17 protein-coding genes and 1 pseudogene are annotated in these 18,469 nt (G+C 69.9%); 10 read left to right on the top strand and 8 right to left on the bottom strand.

Annotated elements, in window-relative coordinates; all coding sequences use genetic code 11:
• Positions 1-27: 27 nt before the first annotated feature.
• Both FHX82_RS36345 and FHX82_RS36340 read right to left on the bottom strand, forming a co-directional pair.
• Positions 28-1,356 (bottom strand): amidohydrolase family protein, encoded by a 1,329-nt coding sequence (locus FHX82_RS36345; RefSeq protein ID WP_145933484.1) that lies wholly within the window; start codon positions 1,354-1,356, stop codon positions 28-30.
• On the bottom strand, positions 1,353-2,867 hold the full coding sequence (locus tag FHX82_RS36340; protein ID WP_145933485.1) for an FAD-dependent monooxygenase: 1,515 nt from the start codon (positions 2,865-2,867) through the stop codon (positions 1,353-1,355). The genes FHX82_RS36345 and FHX82_RS36340 overlap by 4 nt, the downstream gene beginning before the upstream one ends.
• A 177-nt stretch (positions 2,868-3,044) precedes the next feature.
• Here FHX82_RS36340 and FHX82_RS36335 point away from each other — a divergent pair, with 177 nt between their 5' ends.
• On the top strand, positions 3,045-3,845 hold the full coding sequence (locus FHX82_RS36335) for an IclR family transcriptional regulator domain-containing protein (RefSeq protein WP_145933486.1): 801 nt from the start codon (positions 3,045-3,047) through the stop codon (positions 3,843-3,845).
• A gap of 14 nt (positions 3,846-3,859) precedes the next feature.
• Here the strand turns inward: FHX82_RS36335 and FHX82_RS36330 are convergent, their stop codons facing one another.
• Positions 3,860-4,198 carry a hypothetical protein gene (locus FHX82_RS36330; protein WP_183177073.1) on the bottom strand — a complete coding sequence of 113 codons (339 nt, stop codon included), beginning with the start codon at positions 4,196-4,198 and terminating at the stop codon, positions 3,860-3,862.
• Between the two features lie 611 nt (positions 4,199-4,809).
• Between FHX82_RS36330 and FHX82_RS36325 the strand changes: the two genes are divergently transcribed.
• The 6 genes from FHX82_RS36325 to FHX82_RS36300 all read left to right on the top strand — a co-directional run bounded on the left by FHX82_RS36325 (position 4,810) and on the right by FHX82_RS36300 (position 11,589).
• Positions 4,810-5,589, top strand: coding sequence for an IclR family transcriptional regulator (locus tag FHX82_RS36325; RefSeq protein ID WP_145933487.1), 780 nt, complete (start codon positions 4,810-4,812; stop codon positions 5,587-5,589).
• Positions 5,590-5,688: 99 nt separating this feature from the next.
• Positions 5,689-7,173, top strand: a complete 1,485-nt coding sequence (locus FHX82_RS36320; RefSeq protein WP_145933488.1) for an aldehyde dehydrogenase family protein — start codon at positions 5,689-5,691, stop codon at positions 7,171-7,173.
• A 32-nt stretch (positions 7,174-7,205) separates the two neighbouring features.
• Positions 7,206-8,801, top strand: a complete 1,596-nt coding sequence (locus FHX82_RS36315; protein WP_145933489.1) for a thiamine pyrophosphate-dependent enzyme — start codon at positions 7,206-7,208, stop codon at positions 8,799-8,801.
• 365 nt (positions 8,802-9,166) lie between these two features.
• Positions 9,167-9,919: an SDR family NAD(P)-dependent oxidoreductase gene (locus FHX82_RS36310; RefSeq protein ID WP_145933490.1), complete on the top strand. Its 753-nt coding sequence runs from the start codon at positions 9,167-9,169 to the stop codon at positions 9,917-9,919.
• Positions 9,920-10,125: 206 nt separating this feature from the next.
• Positions 10,126-10,899 (top strand): SDR family NAD(P)-dependent oxidoreductase, encoded by a 774-nt coding sequence (locus FHX82_RS36305; RefSeq protein WP_145933491.1) that lies wholly within the window; start codon positions 10,126-10,128, stop codon positions 10,897-10,899.
• A gap of 162 nt (positions 10,900-11,061) precedes the next feature.
• Positions 11,062-11,589 carry a nuclear transport factor 2 family protein gene (locus FHX82_RS36300; protein WP_145933492.1) on the top strand — a complete coding sequence of 176 codons (528 nt, stop codon included), beginning with the start codon at positions 11,062-11,064 and terminating at the stop codon, positions 11,587-11,589.
• A 3-nt stretch (positions 11,590-11,592) separates the two neighbouring features.
• Here the strand turns inward: FHX82_RS36300 and FHX82_RS36295 are convergent, their stop codons facing one another.
• The 3 genes from FHX82_RS36295 to FHX82_RS36285 all read right to left on the bottom strand — a co-directional run bounded on the left by FHX82_RS36295 (position 11,593) and on the right by FHX82_RS36285 (position 14,364).
• Entirely contained in the window at positions 11,593-12,336 is a 744-nt protein-coding gene (locus FHX82_RS36295; RefSeq protein ID WP_145933493.1) for a GntR family transcriptional regulator, read from the bottom strand.
• Between the two features lie 116 nt (positions 12,337-12,452).
• Positions 12,453-13,943, bottom strand: a complete 1,491-nt coding sequence (locus FHX82_RS36290) for a carboxylesterase/lipase family protein (RefSeq protein ID WP_145933494.1) — start codon at positions 13,941-13,943, stop codon at positions 12,453-12,455.
• Positions 13,936-14,364, bottom strand: coding sequence for a VOC family protein (locus FHX82_RS36285; RefSeq protein ID WP_145933495.1), 429 nt, complete (start codon positions 14,362-14,364; stop codon positions 13,936-13,938). Before FHX82_RS36285 ends, FHX82_RS36290 begins: the two co-directional genes overlap by 8 nt.
• A gap of 137 nt (positions 14,365-14,501) precedes the next feature.
• On the opposite strand from FHX82_RS36285, the gene FHX82_RS36280 reads away from it, so the two are divergent.
• From FHX82_RS36280 to FHX82_RS36270, 3 genes are read left to right on the top strand one after another with little or no spacing between them, the layout of a single operon-like run.
• Positions 14,502-15,746, top strand: coding sequence for an amidohydrolase family protein (locus tag FHX82_RS36280; RefSeq protein ID WP_145933496.1), 1,245 nt, complete (start codon positions 14,502-14,504; stop codon positions 15,744-15,746).
• Positions 15,743-15,973, top strand: a complete 231-nt coding sequence (locus FHX82_RS36275; RefSeq protein ID WP_145933497.1) for a hypothetical protein — start codon at positions 15,743-15,745, stop codon at positions 15,971-15,973. The genes FHX82_RS36280 and FHX82_RS36275 overlap by 4 nt, the downstream gene beginning before the upstream one ends.
• Complete coding sequence (locus FHX82_RS36270; protein WP_145933498.1) at positions 15,960-16,724, top strand: GntR family transcriptional regulator; 765 nt, start codon at positions 15,960-15,962, stop codon at positions 16,722-16,724. Before FHX82_RS36275 ends, FHX82_RS36270 begins: the two co-directional genes overlap by 14 nt.
• A gap of 40 nt (positions 16,725-16,764) precedes the next feature.
• Here the strand turns inward: FHX82_RS36270 and FHX82_RS36265 are convergent, their stop codons facing one another.
• Both FHX82_RS36265 and FHX82_RS36260 read right to left on the bottom strand, forming a co-directional pair.
• On the bottom strand, positions 16,765-17,784 hold the full coding sequence (locus tag FHX82_RS36265) for a dihydrodipicolinate synthase family protein (RefSeq protein ID WP_145933499.1): 1,020 nt from the start codon (positions 17,782-17,784) through the stop codon (positions 16,765-16,767).
• Between the two features lie 17 nt (positions 17,785-17,801).
• A pseudogene (locus FHX82_RS36260) lies at positions 17,802-18,469 on the bottom strand (ornithine cyclodeaminase family protein); the annotation flags it as partial.

The raw sequence follows: 18,469 nt of genomic DNA, 5'->3' as shown, positions 1-18,469 counted from the left end.
TGGAGACGCATGGGGCTTGGAAGAGGGTCAGAGGCTGAGGATCCGCCGCTGCGACTGCTCGGCCAGCTCACGCACGCGGTCGAGGTCGACGCCGACGAGCCGGCCGTCGCGCTTGCGGATCGCGCCGCCGACGATGACGGTGTCGACGTTGCCCGGGTGGGCGGCGTTGACCACGGCGGCGATCGGTTCGACGACCGGGTGCAGGTTCAGGTCGTCGGTGCGGACGAGCGCGAGGTCCGCCGCCTTGCCGACGGCGATGCTGCCTGTCCGGTCGCTCAGGCCGAGGACCTCGGCGGCATCGCTGGTCGCCATGGCGAGTACGTCGTTGACGCTGAAGTCGCTGGGGGGCTCCTCGAACTTCGACTCGCCGGCGTTCACGCGTGCGCGGACCGCTGCGAGAGCGATCTTCATCTGGGCGTACAGGTCGCTGGCGCCGAAGGACTCGCTGTCGGTGCTGAGCCCCGTCGTGATGCCGAGACCGCGGAGCCGGTCGATCGGCGTATGGCCGATGCCAGGCCAGCCTTGCTCATGGTGGGGGGCGACCGAGCCGCTGACACCGTGGTCGGCCATCATGCGGAGCTCGTCGTCGCTGCTCTCGCTGCAGTGGACGAAGATCAGGTCGGGACCGAGGAGGCCAGCGTCGTTCATCTGGGCGATGGCGGACATCGCGCCGAAGTCCTTGCCGCAGCCCATGTGGATCGAGGTGCGGATGCCGAGATCGCGCGCCATGGCGAGGTCGTTCTCGGTGACCTCCAGCGTGGAGAGCTCGGGGCCTCGCGCCGCGAGTGCTAGGGTCACCAGGGCCTGGTCGTCGTGGAGCACTTCCCTGCGGATGCGACGTACGTCGTCGGTGTGGTTCAGCGTGCTGCCCTGGATCCACCGCGGCAGATCCACGAGCGGCCAACCGTGACCGAAGACGGCTCGGATGCCCGCTTCCTGGAGCGCGCGGATCGCGGCATCGCTGTGCTCCGGAGAGTTCTGGACGTGCGACCAGTCCATCAGGGTGGTCGTTCCGGCCTCGAGTGCGGCCAGCGCGCCGAGAAGTGTTCCGATGTAGACGTCGTCGGGTGTGTACGTCGAACCGAGCCGGCCGAACACGTCGCCGAAGTAGGCGAAGAGGTCGATGCCGGTGGTGCGGTGCCGGATCGCCGACTGCCAGGTGTGTTTGTGCGTGTCGATGAGGCCGGGGATGACGATCCGGTCCCGCGCGTCGATGATCTCGGCACCGGGGGCGTCGATCCCGGCACGAAGCTCGGCGATGACACCGTCGCGCACCAGAATGTCTTGTTCGTCCACCCTTCCTGCGGAGGGGTCGGTGACGACGCGCCCGCCGGTGATCAACAGCGGCGCATTCACTGTGCCACCGCCTCGATGCCGGCGTCCTGCGCGGTGACGCTGCGGTAGACCTGCGCGATCTCGGCGTCGCTCGGTGAGCCGACCCAGGCGCGGGCGATGTAGGCGTCGGGCCGGATGAGCACTGCGGTCGCGTCCGCGATGTTGCCGGGGAATTCGTTCACCGTGGCCAGGACGCGGGCGATGCGGCCGGAGAGCACACGATCGGCAGGTGCGGCGCCGGCTCGTTCCACGAGGACGAAGTCGCTGCGGGCGGCTACCTCGTTGTAGGTCGTGGCACCCAGGTCGAACTCCCGGACGCGGCCGCCGTCGGCGGGGTGGGGATCCGCGGGGTGATGGTAGGTCGTTCCGAAGCCGCTCACCCGGTCCCGGAGGATCGCGTTGACGGCGGGGGTCGGCAGGATCTCCTCCTCGAAGAACCGCTTCAGAGCGAGGCCGCCCGGCGAGAAGTCGAAGTGCAGCGCGCACTGGGCCGCCACGTCGTCCATGAAGTCCCGGATGATCGGGTGGCGCTCGGTGTCGTAGGTCTTGATGAGCCTCTGCGGGGCATCCCCGGCGATCACGAAGGCGAGCTTCCAGCCCAGGTTGAATGCGTCCTGGATGCAGTAGTTCATCCCCATCCCGCTGGCGGGGTAGTGCACCCTGGTCGCCTCGCCGACCAGCGACACCCGACCATCGACGAAGTACGGCGTCAGGCGGTGAGCATCGCTGTAGCGGGAGAGCCAGCGGTGCTCGGTTACGCCGAAGTCCTCGCCCAGGATCGCGCGCAGGCTTGCACGCACGTCCTCCATCGTCGGCGCCACGTCGACGGGCACGTGCCGCGTGGCCTCGGCGACGATGATGAACCGCGTGGTCTGCTCTCCGAACGGGTACGCGAGGACCCAGCCGTTCTCATTGCGGGCCAAGTGCACCGGTGTGGAGTACGGCCACGAAAGGACCGCGTCGACAGAGACCGCGGTCAGCTCCGCGCCCCGTCCCTCGAAGGGGACACCGGCCGTCTTGCGGACGAGGCTGTGCGCTCCGTCGGCGCCCACGAGGTATCGGCCACGCAGGATGAAGGGTTCCCCTTGGGCATCGAGGCCCCGGACGGTGACGCCGTGGGAGTCTTGCTCGTGGCTCTCATACGCAGCGCCTCGACGGATGTTCGCCCCAGACTCGACGGCCCAATCTCGGAGCAGGTGCTCTGTGGTCGTCTGGGGGAGGATCAGCGCGTAAGGGTGAGCGGTGTCCATCTCGAAGTAACGCAGGCCCGTCATGCCTGCGTAGAAGTACACGGGAATCTCGAAGTCGGGCCGCCAGTTGCGCGCCGCCTCCCTGAACCGGCCCATCAGCCCACGAGCGTCCAGGAGCTCGAGTACTCGAGGCTGGATCACGCCCGCGCGCGACGGTGCGTCCGCTGTGCGCTTCTCCAACACGATCACGCGGGCGCCCCGGCTGGCCACCTCCGCGGCGACGGTCGCACCGGCTGGCCCTCCGCCGACGATGAGGAGGTCGGCGTCGAACGTTCCCCCCATGGCGACTCCTGTTCGTAGAGTGGCGGCTTGTTCGCTCCGCGGTCGCACTGTAAGTGGCTTCGGTCACAGGTGTCAAACCTCTTGCTAGAGTTGCCGCGTGCGACGCCGTCGCTGATCATCGCCCGCATGCTCGTAGAACGGCGAATCACCAAGTGAAAGGGAAGTCGAGGTCCTTCGTTGTCCCGGGAGAAGACCAATCCAGACTTCGTCGAATCGCTTGCACGGGGACTCGACGTCATCAAGGCTTTCGGCTATCACCGCCGCGCCATGTCGCTGACCGAGTTGGCCGGCGAGGCGAACCTCGCGCGCGCCACGGCGCGCCGCTTCCTACTGACGCTGGAGCAGCTCGGGTACGTCAAGTCGACAGCCGCTGGCTTCGTACTGACGCCCAGAGTCTTGGAACTAGGCGTGGCGTACTCATTGTCAGCGCGCGTCTGGGAGGCGGCGAGGCTCCATCTGGAGGAGCTGGTCGCCGCGACCCAGCAGGCTTCGTCGATCGCGCAGCTCGATGGAGCGGACATCATCTATGTCGCTCGTGTCGAGGTTCCGAAGGTGGTCGGCGTGAACATCGACGTCGGCACGCGATATCCGGCGCGCAGCACCGCACTGGGCAAGGTGCTCTTGGCCTTCCTCTCACCGGATGCCTTGGAGCGGACGTATGCCGTTCCCTCGCTCTCCACCGTTCCGGCCTTCCGCGAGCGACCGGTCGAGGAACTCGCCGACGAGCTCCGCGAGATCCGATCGCGGGGATGGATCGCGACCAACAGCGAGATGACGAGCGGGGTCCGCTCGATCGCGGCGCCCATCCGGGAGGGGAACGGCGAGGTGTTTGCCGCGATCAATCTCTCCGTAATCGCGACCGAGGTCTCGCACGAGCAGCTGATTACCGAATATCTGCCTTGGCTCCTTATCGCAGCAGGCGAGATCGGCCGGGACCTCGCGCTGTTGCGAGAGGCTCCGCAGGCCATCAGCAGTTGACCCGGCTCCTGCTCTCAGGAGAGCTGCTCCCGATCACGCCGCACGATCGAGGGCACCTCCTCGGGGACCCGGTCGGCATGTCGGTCACGTGCCGACAGGCGGACGAACCCCACGCCCTCGATCGCGTGCGGCTTCGGCGACGAGGTCGGCCAGCCGCCGAGCAGCCGGCGCAGCAGCGGATCGCGATCGATGACCGTGACCGCGAGACCGAGATCAAGGCAGATGGAGGCGACCTCCATCCCCATGAAATACCACGTCGAGTTCGTCCGTTCCCGCTGGGAAGCTGGCTTGAAGAGCGGATCCATCCTGTTCATCTGTGGCGTCGCGGCGTTATTGGAGCGGGGTTCACCCATGACGATCCCCGGGTGACCACGCCGATGCTTCTTTTGAGCCAGGGATGACGGCTGTCATCCCTGGCACCCACCACTCCGAACCCGCTGCCCGGACCGGGCTGTTCTGCCGGATCGCAGTGGGGGGATCCGATTCAGAGGCCCTGTACCGGAACTTGTCGTTGGGGCTGTTTGGAGTATGTCTCGGGTGAGTGATCTGCGTTCTCGTATGTCGCCGTTGGGCTTGCAGAGGGGAGTTGGAGGTTGTCCAGGAACGACGATGAGAGTGTCGGCATCGTGAGTTCCCTGTCCCGCAATGGTTTCGACTCCCGTAAAACCCGGTCACCCGCCGTGCCTCGAACTAGCTTGGCGCTGTCGGTGTCGCTTTCATCAGGTCGACTCGTGCGCAACGCGGGACCGCAGCAGCCGACGGAGCCGGTGTTGTTGACCGTGGAGCAGGCTGCTGTGTTGTTGCAGGTTCGGCCGTCGCGGTTGCGGCGGAAGGCGGCGGCGGTGCGCAGCAAGCCGGGTATCGAGAACACGGCCAAAGTCTCGACGGTACGGTCGGCTACCAGAGGGTCGTTGAATGAACATCGTCGGTATCGTCACCGGTGCCGACAGAGGGAGGCTGGCGCGTGCCCCGAACCAACGAGCCCGGACGGACCGTGGTCTCGCGTCTGCTCGAGCTCCTCTTCGCCTTCCAGCCCGGGCAGAGCTCACTGAGCCTCGCCGAGCTCGTGCGCAAGACCGGGATGCCGCACGCGACCGTCCGCAGGCTGGTCGTCGAGCTCACCGGGGCGGGTGCGCTGGAGCGCGGGGAGGACGGTCGGTACACCGTGGGGCTGCGGCTCTGGCAGCTGGGCACGCTGGCTCCCCGCACCGAACCGCTGCGCGCACTGGCGCTGCCGTTCATGGAGGACCTCTACGCGGCTCTGCAGCAGCACGTGCAGCTCGCGATCCTCGAAGGCCGCGAGGCCGTGATCGTCGAGCGGTTGTCGGCGCCGAACGCCATGGACCTCGTCTCGCAGGTGGCGGGGCGTCTGCCCCTGCACTGCTCCGGTGTCGGCAAAGTGCTCCTGAGCCACGGTGGCCCGGACCTGATCGAGGAGGTCCTCCGCGGCGCGCTCCCGCGGTACACGGCCCGGACCGTCGTCGATCCGGCGGAGCTGCGCAAGCAGATCGCCGACTGCCGCCGCACCGGCACGGCCGTCATCCGGGGCGAACTGACCGACGGAGCCGATTCCGTCGCCACCCGCATCGTGAACGGTGAAGGCGTCGTCGTCGCCGCGCTTTCCGTGGTGGTGCGTTCGGACTCGGTGAAGCACCAGGCGGTGCTGCCGTCCGTGGTCGCCAGCGGGCTCGGCATCTCCCGCCTGCTCGGGTGGCGGCCGGGAGTCAAGGTCCGCGAACGCTGACCGTTCAATGGACTCCCGATTGTTCCCGGCGCGATGCGCTGCGGATACTCGCCGGGCGCTGCCGCCGAAGCCGGCAGGCGACCAGCTGAGGAGGGTCCGATGTCCCCCACCGATTCCGCGCCTGCCGCCGGTGTCCGCACCGCGGACCTGTTCATCGGCGGAAAGAGCGTTCCCGCCGAAGGGGGCCGGTACGTCGAAACCGTGGAGGCGCTGACGGGCGAGCCGATCGCCCGGGTCGCCGCGGCTTCCACAAAGGACGCGGCCCGAGCCGCCGACGCGGCCGCGGCGGCGCTCGCCGAATGGTCGGGGCTTCCGCCGGCGCGGCGGCGGGAGGTGCTCGAGCGCGCGGCGGTCCTGCTGGGGGAACGGGCGGAGGAGCTGTCCGCCCTGATGGGGCGCGAGATGGGCGCGACCCGGCCGTGGTGCCTGTTCAACGTCCACGTCGCGAAGGGCATGCTGGCGGAGGCCGCGGCGCAGGCGTACTCCGCGGTCGGTGAGGTGATCCCGTCCGACGTCCCCGGCCTCACGGCGCTCGGCGTCCGGCAGCCCGTCGGCGTCGTGGTCGGTATCGCGCCGTGGAACGCGCCGCTGATCCTCGGCGTGCGGGCGGTCGCGATGCCCCTGGTCTACGGCAACACCGTGGTGCTCAAGTCCTCCGAGCAGACGCCGTGCACGCAGGCCGCGATCGTCGAGGTCCTGCACGAGGCCGGGGTGCCCGCGGGAGCGGTGAACCTGGTCAGCAACGCACCGGAGGACGCGTCCGCGGTCGTCGAGTCGCTGATCGCACACCCTGCGGTGGCCCGCGTGAACTTCACCGGATCGACCCGGGTGGGGCGGATCATCGCCGAGCTGTCCGGCAGGCACCTCACGCGTGCCGTGCTGGAGCTCGGCGGCAAGGCGCCGCTCGTCGTCCTCGCCGACGCCGACCTCGAAGCCGCCGCCGCGGCCGCGAGTTTCGGTGCGTTCATGAACCAGGGCGAGATCTGCATGTCCACCGAGCGGATCGTCGCCGACCGCGCCGTCGCCGGCGAGTTCAGCGCGCTGCTGGCGGACCGCGCCGCGAAGCTCGTGGTCGGGCCTCCGGACGATCCGGCCGCGCAGATCGGGCCGCTGGTCCACGCCGCGGCGACGGACCACGTTCTCGCGCTGATCGAGGACGCCAGGGCACAGGGAGCCGAGGTGCTCGCGGGGGGTGCGGGGGACGGGCTGTACGTGCAGCCGACCGTGCTGCGCGGGGTGACCCCGCGGATGCGCGTCTACCGCGAGGAGTCGTTCGGTCCCGTGGTGTCGATCATCGAGGTCGACGGTGCGGATGAGGCGGTGCGGGTCGCGAACGACACCGAGTACGGCCTGTCCGCGGCGGTCTTCGGCCGCGATGGGGGCGCCGCGCTCGATGTCGCCCGGCGGATCCGCTCGGGCATCTGCCACGTCAACGGCGCCACGGTGCACGACGAGCCGCAGATGCCCTTCGGCGGCGTTGGCGCAAGCGGCTGGGGCCGCTTCGGCTCGCGTGCCGCGCTGGAGGAGTTCACCGAGCTGCGCTGGATCACGCTCTCCTCGGGCGAGCGGCACTACCCGATCTGACCCGCGAATCCAGCAAGGAGAACAGGAAACGTATGACCACGGTCCGCGACGCCGTCTTCGGCGTGCTGCGTCGGTACGCCATGACCACGATCTTCGCCAACCCCGGGTCGACGGAGATCTCGTTCCTCACCGGTCTTCCCGACGACTTCGAGTTCCGCCTGGCCCTGCACGAGGGGTCGGTCGTCGGCCTGGCCACCGGGTGGGCGATGGGCCGGGGACGCCCGGCGTTCGTCAACCTGCACACGACCGCGGGACTGGCCAACGCCGCCGGTGCGCTGGCCACCGCGCGGACCAACAGGATGCCGCTCGTGGTCGTCGTCGGGCAACAGGACCGCCGGCACGTCGCGCACGAGCCGTTCCTGACCGGCCGCCTGGAGGGGCTCCTGGGCGACTATCCCGTGTGGACGAACCATCCGGTGCGGGCGCAGGACGTGCCGGCTGCCATCGCTCGGGCGCACCACGAGGCCGTGACCGCCGCCGGGCCCGCGATCGTCGTGGTCCCGATGGACGACTGGGAGCAGGAAGCCGGGCCGGAGCGGGGCGCCGCGCCGCTCGAGATCCGGCGCGCGACGCCGTCCCCGGACGAGATCGAGGAGGTGGCCGGTCTGGTCGACAGGGCGAGCAGTCCCGTCATCGTCGCCGGCGCGGGGGCCGACAGCGAGGCGGGCTGGGCGGCACTGGTCGAGCTCGCGGAACGCCTCGGCGCCCCGGTCTGGCAGGAGCCCTTCGGGGCCCGTGCCGGTTTCCCGCAGGACCATCCGGCGTTCGCAGGGCACCTGCCCGCGGGCCGCTCCGGCGTGCGCGCCGCCTTGGCGGGACACGACCTGGTGCTGGTGGTCGGGGCGCCGGTCCTGCGGCAGTACCCGTGGGAGCCGGGCGACCTGGTGCCGGTGGGCACCACAGTGCTGCAGGTGACCCAGCACGCCGACGAGGCGCACGGCAGCATCGCGGACGTGGCCCTCATCGCGGACCCCGCGTCGAGTTGCCGGCTGCTGGCCGGGCGCGTGCGTCCCAGGCAGGCCGTCCCCGCGCGCCGGTCCGGTCCGGAGCCGGCCGCCCCGCCGGAACCGGGGCAGCCCTTGCGGCCGGCCCACGTCTTCGACCTGCTCGCCGCGCAGTTGCCGCCGGAGACCGTCCTCGTCGAGGAATCCCCGTCCAGCCGGCCCGAGCTGCACCGGCGGGTGCCGGCCCGGGCGCCACTGGGATTCGTGAGCGCGGCGGCGGGCGGGCTGGGATTCGGCCTGCCGGCCGCGGTCGGGCTGAAGCTGGGCCTGCCCCGGCGGCCGGTGGTCGCGGTTCTCGGTGACGGATCGTCCCTCTACGGGATCCAGGGGCTGTGGAGCGCGGCACACTACGACGTCGGCGTTCTCTTCGTGGTCATGGCCAACGGCGCGTATGCGATCATGGATCGGCTCGCTGAGAACTCGGGTCTCGGCAAGGCACCCTGGCCGGGCTTCACGGAGGTCCGTCTCTCGCAGGTCGCGGAGGGCTTGGGCTGCCCCGCCCGGCGTGTTTCGACGCACGACGAACTCCGGGCCGCGCTCGACGAGGTCCTGCCGTCACTGGCGAGCAGGAGCGGACCGCTCGTGCTCGACATCGACGTCGCCGCGGACGCGACGTACGGCTGAAACCGGTGCGAGGAATCGCAACGCCGGGCCCTGCGCTCGGAACCGGAATGCCGGGGCCCGTCCTCGATCTCGAACCGGCCAGCGAGCTGATCGACACCGAGGACGGTCCCGCGCTGCGCGGAGGGCGGTGCGTCTCCGGCGGCACGCTGGCGTTCCCGGTGCCGGGTAGGGCCTGCGGGCACGGTGCCTGGGAGCCGGATCCCGCCCAGCGGGATCAGTCTTCGAGGCTCAGCGCTTCCCGTAGCGGCATCGCATCGCCGCTATGATCCTTTCAGGTGTCGACAGAAATTTGGGTTCTCCCGAAAATTCTGCCGCTTTGGCGGTTGAAGCTGGCCAAACTGTCGACAACCCCTTAGGTTTGAAGCATGGCAGCGATGACGCTCGACGATCTCGGTGGCCGCGTCGCACTCGTGACCGGTGGCTCGCGGGGACTGGGACTCAACCACGCCCGCCGCCTCGCCGAAGCCGGTGCCAGGGTGGTCGTGACGGACCTGACGTTGGAGTCCGGCATGGACTCCGTCCCCGGTGTCCGGGCCGTGCCGATGGACATCCGCGACACAGCCGCCGTGCGGGACCTCATCGCCGACATCGTCGCCCACGAGGGCGGGCTCGACATCGTCGTCAACAACGCGGGCGGCGCGAGCGGGTACGTCGATCCCGGCCAGGACCCGGTGGTGGCGTTTCGTGCGGTCGTCGAGCTCAACGTGGTGGCGACGTACGCCGTCTGCCTGGCGGCGGCGCCGGTGCTACCGGATGGTGGCCGGCTGATCCTCACCAGCTCGAGTTCGGCCTTCCGGCACACCTTCGACGTGCCCGCCTCCTACGTCGCCGCGAAACTGGGCGTGGTGGGGCTGACCCGCGCCCTCGCACGTGACCTGGGAGAAGCGGGTATCGCAGTCAACGCGGTAGCGCCCGGCTTCACGCCGCACGAAGAGATGCGGAAGCGGATTCCGGAGCGCGTGGAGTCGATGACGTCGGCGGCGGTGCGCGACCAGCGCCTGAAGCGGCCCGGCACGCCGGACGACATCTCCAGTGCGGTCCTCTTCCTGGCGGGCCCGGGCGCCGGTTTCATGACGGGGCAGGTGCTCCTCGTCGACGGCGGCTGGACGTTCGTCTGAGTGGGACCATCCACAGTGGATTCGGAAGGAGAACGCCGTGATCCGGCACGTGGTGCTGCGCGCCTTCAAGGAGGGCGTTCATCGCCGATCCCGAGCGCAAGAAGTCAGCGGAGCTGTCCGGCGAGCTGGTGGAACGCTCGGTGATCTTCGAACTCGACCTCGGCTCACGGGCAGTCGCGGGCACCAGTCGACGAAGGAGGAGGAAAATGGCCGGTCGTCTGACGGGCAAGGTGGCTCTGGTCACCGGAATCGGGGCCGGCATGGGCCGGCAGATCGCGCTGCGGTTCGCGGATGAAGGGGCCGAAGTACTGGGCTGCGACATCAACGCGGAAGCGGCAGAGCGGACGGTGGAGCAGGCGGCCGGCAACGGCACACCGATCGAGTCGGTCCATCCCGTCGACCTGACGCGTCCCGCCGACGTGCGCCGGTGGGTGAGGATCGCGCGCGACCGGTTCGGCAAGGCCGACATCCTGGTGAATGCCGGGGCGATCGCGCCGAGGACGGCGCCCGCGGGTGAGATGGACTTCGAAACCGAGTGGCGGCCGACGATCGCCGGCGAGGTGGACCTCGTCTTCCTCGCGTGCAACGAGGCGTGGCCGCTGCTCAAGGCGTCCGGCCGGGCCTCGATCATCAACTTCGCGTCGGTCAACGCGACCCGCGGCAGCATGAAGATGGCGATGCTCGCGCACTGCGCCGGAAAGGGCGCGGTGCGGTCCATGACGAAGCAGCTCGCGGTCGAGGGCGGCCCGCTCGGGATCCGGGCCAACACGATCGCGCCCGGACTCGTCGAGTCGGCCATGACGGCCGAAGCCGGCGCGATCGCCGGGGAGAACGTCGAGACGGTCCTGTCCCGCTCGCTCCTCGGCCGCATCGGCACGCCCGACGACATCGCCTGGTGCGCCCTCTACCTCGCCTCCGACGAGGCGAGCTGGGTCACCGGCGCGGACTTCGCCATCGACGGCGGGGTGACCGCGGTCTAGCGGTGGCGGGCCGGCGGCGTGGACCGCTGAGCCGGAGGAGGAAGAACATGAGCACCGGTGCCGCTGCGATCGCGGTGAGCCACGAAGACCCGCACTCGCAACGGCTGGTGCCTGTCGGCCGCACTGTCGTCGCCGACGTCTGAGACCCGCGAGGAGCCGAGCATGAGCACGTTTCCACCCCAGGCCTGGGCCCACCGTCAGGGCAAGCTCACCATGAAAAAGCTCGGACCTGCCGACTGGAGCCCGGACGCGCTCGCGGCCCGCGCGCAGATCGCCGAGGCCTTCTTCCGGTTCGGCATCGGTCACGACGAGTGCCGCGCCGACGTCGCGGGCTCCTGCTTCACCGAAGACGTGAAGTACGAGGTGGCGCTCGGCTCGGTCGAGCCGTTCACCACCTGGCACGGTCGCGAGGAGATCGAACGACGGCTCACCGCGACCTTCGCCGAAAAGGGCGACCAGCGACGCCACGTCATCTCGAACGTGCTCGTCGAGGACCTGGATCTGGTGGCGGGCACCGCGGAGGCCCTCGCCTTCGGGGCGGTTACCGTGGCCGCTGACGGGCTCACGCTCGGCGCCAGCGTGATCTACCAAGCGAGGCTTCTCCGCGAGGCCGACGGGTGCTGGCGGTTCGGCTACTTCTTCATCGGGATGGACGAGTACGCCGGAGAACGCCCCGAATCGGGGGAGTAGATCTCAGGCTCCGGCGTGCTCCGGCCACCGGAGCTCGCCATCGGCGTGGGCCTGCTCGATGGAGCGCAGTGCCGCGCGGGCGGTGCGCGCCAGGAGCAGCCCGGCGAGCTCGGCGTCCCGGGCTTCGAACGCGTCCTGGATCTGCTCCTGCCACCTGATGGATTCGGCGAGACTCGTGGGTGCGTGCAGGCTCAGCCGGCGGAGGATCAGCGTTCGCAGCGCGAGCGTGTCCATGATTCCCTTGAGGGTGGGGTTCCCGGAGTACTCGGTGAGCTTCTCCTGCCAGGCGACGTGCTTCCAGAAGTAGCCGTCGGTGTCCCCCTTCGCGGCGACCGCGTTCATGGCCTCCACGTCGTCGCGGAGTTCGGCGAGCTGGTCGTCGGTGGCGTGCTCGACGATCAGGCGGGCGACGAGCGAGAGCAGGTGCTGGCGCACCGCGTACATCTGACGGACTTCGTCGAGGCTGAAGGTCGCGACGCGGGGGCGCCGCCGGGCCTTGATCTCGACGAGGCCCTCCTGCTCGAGCACCATGAGCGCTTCGCGGATCGGGGTGCGGCTCGACTTGAACCGCCTGGCCAGCTCGACGGTGTTGAGGTCCTGCCCGGGGCTCAGCCTGCCTTCGATGATGCCCAGCCCGACCCACGTGGCGACTTCGGCCACCGCGGGCTCACGTCGTTCGGGCAGCCGCAGCAGCCGGGCGAGCCGCTGCGCCTGTTCGTCGCCGGAGCCGACCTGCTCAGTACTCATGCGCCCACTTCCTGCTCCGCGACGACGATTGCCTCGGCGCGGCTGTCGACAACTGCCGCGGCAGAGTATCGCATTGACCGTCCTTCGGCCGGGAGCTGTCGACACGCCCGCGCAAGTCAGAGTGGTCGGGGCAACGAGCGAAGAGTCTCCAGCGCACCGAGCCGGTGAACCCCGCCGACGCGGACCGGATCACCGAAGACCAGTACGGACGCGTCCGCGCCGTCGCGGAACCGCGGCCAGTCCGGGAGGCCTGGACCATTCGGGTCGTGCGCCGCGACGAATTGGGCCCACGTGTCACCCATGATCCGCGCCAGCTCGTGGTCCGCCGGTCGCCAGTCCCACGGGCGGAAGCCGAGGTTGTCGGCCGTGTAGGGGAGTTCGCTCGTGTGGAAGGCACCGTAGGACTCGCCGCCGTCCGGCGGGGGCGCGAGCTCCGGGGCGGAGGGCAGCGGCGGCCGGTGGTCGAAGCGGTAGAGCCAGACCGGTGCGCCCGAGGTCGCGGCGTGGGTGCGTGCCCAGCGCCACACCGGGTGCACGAACCGGGTCTCGCCGACGAACGCGCGCGCGGAAGCCCGGACCGAGGCGTCGTCGACGGGATAGCTCGCGGCGAGGACGTCACCGTGTGCGGCCACCTTCCGGCGCAGATCGTCCGCCGCGGCGGCGGTCGCGTACGGGCTTCCTTCGTCGGTGACCGTGCCGAGCAGCAGCGGGACGGGGAGCTGGTGCCCGAGTTCGAAGACGTCTTCGCTGTCCTGGCGCAGGAGGCGTCCGTCGACGACGACACCGAGCGGCGCGTCGACGAGGAACGTGACAGGTGGGAGGTGCCGCAGCCGGTCGAGCGGCACCCCGCCGAGCGGCCCGAGCGCGGCGATCCCGCGCTCCTGCGCCTCCGGTTGCGAGGGCATGCGGCCTTCCGCGCGGTGGATGCCCGACGAGCTCTGCCCGATGGCTGCCTGAAACAGTCCGCGGCTCGCGCCCGCCGCCATGAGGTGCGTGACGATCGCGGCGCCCGCCGAGTTGCCCGCGAACGTGACCCGCGCGGGATCACCGCCGAAGCGGTCGACGTTGCGCTGCACCCACTCCAGCGCGGCGAGGACGTCGAGCAGGCCGTAGTTGCCGGACGCGCCGTGCTCGTCCTCCGCCGCCAGCTCCGGGTGCGCGAGGAAACCCAGTGCGCCCAACCGCATGTTGAGGGTCACGACGACGACGCCCCGCGCGGCGACGGCCGCTCCGTCGTGCACCTCGAGACCGCCGTGGCCGAACCGGTTGCCGCCACCGTGGAGGAACACCAGCACGGCCAGGCCCGCGCCCGTCGACGGCTCGGGTGTCCAGACGTTGAGGTACAGGCAGTCCTCGCTCATCACGAGCGCGCGACTGTCCGCAAAATTGGCATGCCACATCACCGACGTCGTCGGCGGCTGGGACTGGATCGGCGCCGGCCCGTACTCGTGCGCCGGCCGGGTGTCGTCCCACCGCGCGGCGGGCGCGGGCGGGCGCCACCGCAACTCGCGGACCGGCGGCGCCGCATACGGAATTCCCTTGTACGCGAACACTTTCCCGTCATGGCGCCCCGACAGCCTGCCGGTTTCGACGGTCACCTCAGTCACGGTTGATGACCTCGATCAGGTTCCCCCACGGATCGGCGACGTAGGACATGAACGCACCGGGTCGCGGGCCGGGGGACGGCTCCTTCCGCGAGCTGCAACCGGCTTCGACGAGGCGCGCGTACTCCGCGTGCACGTGCTGAACGCGCAAGCAGATGTGGCCGTACCCCAGTGTCAGCGGTGCCTCGTCGGGGCTCGCGGGCAGCATGCCCGGCCGTGCGCCAGGCCTGCTGAGCAACTCGATCCGGTAGCCGCTCGGTTCGTGCAGCAACATCACCCCGCGCAGCCCGGTGGCGGGAATCTCGAAGGGCTTGGCGGCGGTCAAGCCGAAGGTGTTGCAGTACCAGCCGGTGGCCTCGTCGAGGTCGGCGACGTTGAGCCCGACGTGGTCGAACTCCACCCGTTGCCGCCGTGTTTCGCTCATCGGGTCCTCCTGATGAAGTGGCGACACTTCGACGTGTATCCGAGGGGTATGGTTGCAAAATTAGCCGCTCTTCTTCCTGTTGTCGATCGCAAGACGTAGACTCTGTCGACAGAAACGGCAATGGCGAAGGGTTCGGCATGGCGGCACTCATCGTGAACGCACGGGTCTTCGACGGCACGGGAACTCCGCCCGAGCCCGCCGACGTCCTGGTGGAAGGCCACCGCATCACCGGTGTCGGCCACGTCTCCGAAGAGCGCCGGGCGGGCGCCGAGGTGATCGACGGTGCGGGTGCTGTCCTCATGCCGGGGCTGATCGACGGCCACACCCACCTGGGCTTCGGGTCCACTGTGGAGCATCTGGGCACCCGGCTCGAGCCGGACGAGGAGAAGGCGATGCTCGTGGCGCACGCCGGGCGCGTCATGCTCGACCACGGTTTCACGAGCTGCTATTCGGGTGGTAACCGGCTGCCGCGCGCGGAGGTCGCGGCGCGCAAGGCGTTCGCCGAGGGCTGGCAGCCCGGACCGCGGTTGCGTGCCGCGTCCTGGGAGGGTAGCGCGGGCATGGTCTCCCCGGGAAAGTACGACTTCGCCGGGACCGAGAACCGTGAGTCGGACCCGAAGTCGGTCGCCGCCTTCGTGAACTCGATGGCCGATCTGGGCGTCGACATCGTGAAGCTGACGCTGACCGGGGAGAGCGCGCTGGTCGAGGGCTCCTCGCGGATCATGCAGTTCACCGAGGAGGAGGTCGCCGCGGCAGCGCAGGCCGCGCACGAGCGCGGAGTGTGGCTGACCGCGCACGCGCACTCCGCCGAGGCGGTCAAACTGGCCGTGAAGTACGGCGTCCGCGCGATCTACCACGCGACGTTCTCCGACGAGGAGGCGATCGACGCGCTCGCCGAAGCCAGGGACCGCGTGTTCGTGGCGCCGACGGCGGGCATCATCTGGGCGCATCTACACGACGAGGAGCATCCGCCCACCGAGGGCATGGAGACGCAGGCGAGCTTCGAGAGCATCAGCCGCGTGGCGCCGGAACTGCACAAGCGCGGCGTGCGTCTCGTCGTGGGCGGGGACTACGGGTTCGCGTTCAACCCCATCGGCCTGAACGCGCGCGATCTGCGCCTGTTCGTCGAGTGGTTCGGGTTGAGCCCGGCCGAGACGCTGAGCTGTGCGACGCGCAACGGCGGGCACCTCATGGACATGGCTGACGAGCTCGGGCTGGTACGGGAGAACTATCTCGCCGACCTGCTGCTGGTCGACGGTGATCCGACCGTGGACATCGGACTGCTGGCGGATCCGGTGAACCTCTCGCTGATCATGAAGGACGGTCGCGTGCACAAACTCGACCCGGCACGCCGGCGCATCCCGGCCGGAGCACGCCGATGACGCAGCCAGAAGAGCAGCTACGCGCGGCCGGTTACCGGTTCCGGACACGGCACCGGCCCGAGGCCGGTGGGGAGCCCGCCGACTGGGCGGTGGTGGTGCACGCCCCCGACGGCCGGATTCTGTTCCCGTCGGCGCTCGACGAGGACGAGGCCGGTGCCCGCCGGCGGGCGGTCGCCGGCGCCATGGCCGATCTCGCCCGGCGAACGGTGTCCGATGACGCCGAGTGACGCGGCCCCGTCGCTGCGGCTCGCGGCGGCACCGGTGCGCGCCCTCCTGCCGGGGACGACCGATCCGGCGGCGGAGATCACCCGTTTGCTCAAGGCCGGGGACCGGCGGGAGCCCGCGGTCGTGCAGGTCGCGATCTGGGTCGCGCTCGGGATCGTCGAGGGCAGGCTCAAACCGGGGCAGGATCTGAACTCCGTCGACCTGGCCGCGCGCTTCGAATGCAGCCGGACCCCGGTGCGGGAAGCGTTGATGCTGCTGGAATCCGAGGGACTGGTGGAGATCCGGGCCCGCAGGCGGCCCCGGGTCGCCTCCTTCACCCCCGGCCGGGTGCGCGACATCTACTTCGTGCGCAGGCACCTGCTCGCGCTCGTCGGCCGGCTGGTGGTCGAGCGGGTGACGGACGCGGAACTGGTCACGCTGCAGGAACGACTGCGGCGCATGGAGGTCCTGGCGGCCGCACGCGACGTCGACGCCTACTTCTGGAGTCACGTCGACCTGCAGGGCCGGTTCCTGGCGATCGCGGGCAACGAAATCCTGACGGGCATCCTGGACTCACTGGCGTTGCGCACCCTGGTGCTGCGCCACGCCTCGCTGGCCCGCGAGGGCCGCATCACCGCCTCGGCCGCCGACCAGGTGCGCATCATGGACGCGATCGCCGCACGCGACGGCGATCTGACCGCTCTGCTGCTCTCGCGAGCGACCGATGCGGCGCTGGCCGCCATCGACCTCTCGGCGCTCCAGGTGGTGCCGTAGGGTTTCCGCCCGGGGTCCGAGCCCGGGCGGAAACCGTGGCTCAGGCGGGGTTGCGGCCGACGAAGAACTCGCGGAACGGGTCCGTGCTCGGGTTCAGCCCGGAGTCGGCCAACCCCTTGCGGAACGCGTTCATCTGCTGGTCGTGGATGCGCTGGGTCGGCTGGCGGAGCGGGCCGCCGTTGTAGCCCTGCAGCCAGCCCTGGAACTTCCACGCCTGGCGGTTGATGAAGTAACCGCCGTGCAGCGCCGGGGAGAGCGCTTTCGCGACCTGCCGGGCCGGGTGCATTTGCCAGTAGATCTCGGTGGCCCGGTCGTGCTCCCCCTTGCGCAGCAGCTCCATCACGTGGGGGATCAGCGGTCCGTAGTACTCGTGGTTGCTCGTCGCCGACAGCTGGATCGGCATGAGCTGCGAGAGCGGGATGAGCTCGCTCTCGATGGGCATCGAGATGACCACCTCCTCGCCGAAGTGGCGGTGGCATTCGATGATGCCCTGGATGCTGGGGAACCCGCCTTCGGCCTTGATCGCGGCGATGTTCGGGCAGGTGTCGAGCAGCCTGCGGATCAGGCCGGCCGGGATGTCCGAGGCGTGGATGCGGGGGCTGAATCCCCACAGGTACATGGGGAACAGGATCACCGCGAGGTTCGTCGCGTCGCAGACGGCCTTGGTGTAGTCGAAGATGTCCTGCTCGGTTTCGGGGTAGAAGTTCGGTGGGTAGGACAGCAGGACGACCTCGGCGCCTGCCTTTTCGGCCTCCCGCACGGCCTTGATGTTCAGTTCGAGGGTGCCGAAGCTGGCGTGGTGCACCAGCAGGAGCTCATCACCCGTTTCGGCCTTGATCATCCGCAGGAAGTCGAAGTACTCGGGGAATGTGATGGTCACCTCGGACACGCCGAGGCTGCCGACGAACCCGTGCTCCACGGCCAGCCGGGCGTCGTGCCGTACGGCCGTTTCGTTGAGGCGCTCGAGATCCCCGGTGAAGGTGGGGATGGTGCAGTTGACTGCTCCGACGAGCTTCTCGCGAGCCCAGGTGCGGGCTTCGTCCCTGGTGTAGATCGCCACGGTGGTTGGTCCTTTCGTTACGGCTTGACGACGGTGGTGGTGCCGACCGCGAGGGTGGTGCCGACGCCGGTCTCCTGTGCGCGGCGCAGGCACAGCGCGGCCACGGCGAGGTCCTGCACAGCGGAGCCGACGGACTTGTAGAGCACGACCGCCTCGGCGGACGGCCTGCCGTCGCCGGAGGTGAGAACTTCGTTGAGGGAGCGGAGTTTTTTCGTCACCGGCACGCCCGCCGCGGTCGCGGCGATGAGGTCGCCGGTGTCGTGCAGGACCTCGTCGGGCTGGTCGGCCACGACCAGGTCGGCCCGTGTGAGCGCGTCGACGTCGAGCTCGCGTTGCTCGGGCAGGGTGGAGCCGATGGAAACTACGGTCATCCCCGCTTCCAGCCATTCGCCGTGCAGTGTGGGCTTTTCGTCCCGGGCCCGTGCCGCGCAGACGACGACCTCCGCGCCCGCGACCGCCTCGGGTGCGCTTGGTGCCTCCGTCATCGGCACCCCGACGTGGGCCAACCGGTCCAGGAAGGCCTTCCTGCTGGCCGGGTTCGGGCTGAACACGCTGACGGAGGCCAGCTCGCGCACCGCTGCCAGCGCGCGCACGTGTTGCTGCGCCTCGAATCCGGACCCGATCACGGCGACCCGCGGGGGACCGGGCGGGGTGAGCGCGTCGACGGCGAGCGCCGAGGTCGCCG

This window comes from Amycolatopsis bartoniae, from assembly GCF_014191255.1.
Classification (GTDB): domain Bacteria; phylum Actinomycetota; class Actinomycetes; order Mycobacteriales; family Pseudonocardiaceae; genus Amycolatopsis_E; species Amycolatopsis_E bartoniae.
The sequence above is the reverse complement of the archived record's forward strand: the minus strand, read 5'-3'. Positions and strand labels throughout refer to the sequence as shown.

What these genes read in the sequence shown, in the direction of transcription:
- FHX82_RS36340 (WP_145933485.1), bottom strand. Translation starts at nt 2,867, where the DNA reads ATGGGGGGAACGTTCGACGCCGACCTCCTCATCGTCGGCGGAGGGCCA.
- FHX82_RS36330 (WP_183177073.1), bottom strand. Translation starts at nt 4,198, where the DNA reads ATGGGTGAACCCCGCTCCAATAACGCCGCGACGCCACAGATGAACAGG.
- FHX82_RS36320 (WP_145933488.1), top strand. Translation starts at nt 5,689, where the DNA reads ATGTCCCCCACCGATTCCGCGCCTGCCGCCGGTGTCCGCACCGCGGAC.
- FHX82_RS36315 (WP_145933489.1), top strand. Translation starts at nt 7,206, where the DNA reads ATGACCACGGTCCGCGACGCCGTCTTCGGCGTGCTGCGTCGGTACGCC.
- FHX82_RS36310 (WP_145933490.1), top strand. Translation starts at nt 9,167, where the DNA reads ATGGCAGCGATGACGCTCGACGATCTCGGTGGCCGCGTCGCACTCGTG.
- FHX82_RS36305 (WP_145933491.1), top strand. Translation starts at nt 10,126, where the DNA reads ATGGCCGGTCGTCTGACGGGCAAGGTGGCTCTGGTCACCGGAATCGGG.
- FHX82_RS36300 (WP_145933492.1), top strand. Translation starts at nt 11,062, where the DNA reads ATGAGCACGTTTCCACCCCAGGCCTGGGCCCACCGTCAGGGCAAGCTC.
- FHX82_RS36295 (WP_145933493.1), bottom strand. Translation starts at nt 12,336, where the DNA reads ATGAGTACTGAGCAGGTCGGCTCCGGCGACGAACAGGCGCAGCGGCTC.
- FHX82_RS36285 (WP_145933495.1), bottom strand. Translation starts at nt 14,364, where the DNA reads ATGAGCGAAACACGGCGGCAACGGGTGGAGTTCGACCACGTCGGGCTC.
- FHX82_RS36280 (WP_145933496.1), top strand. Translation starts at nt 14,502, where the DNA reads ATGGCGGCACTCATCGTGAACGCACGGGTCTTCGACGGCACGGGAACT.
- FHX82_RS36275 (WP_145933497.1), top strand. Translation starts at nt 15,743, where the DNA reads ATGACGCAGCCAGAAGAGCAGCTACGCGCGGCCGGTTACCGGTTCCGG.
- FHX82_RS36270 (WP_145933498.1), top strand. Translation starts at nt 15,960, where the DNA reads ATGACGCCGAGTGACGCGGCCCCGTCGCTGCGGCTCGCGGCGGCACCG.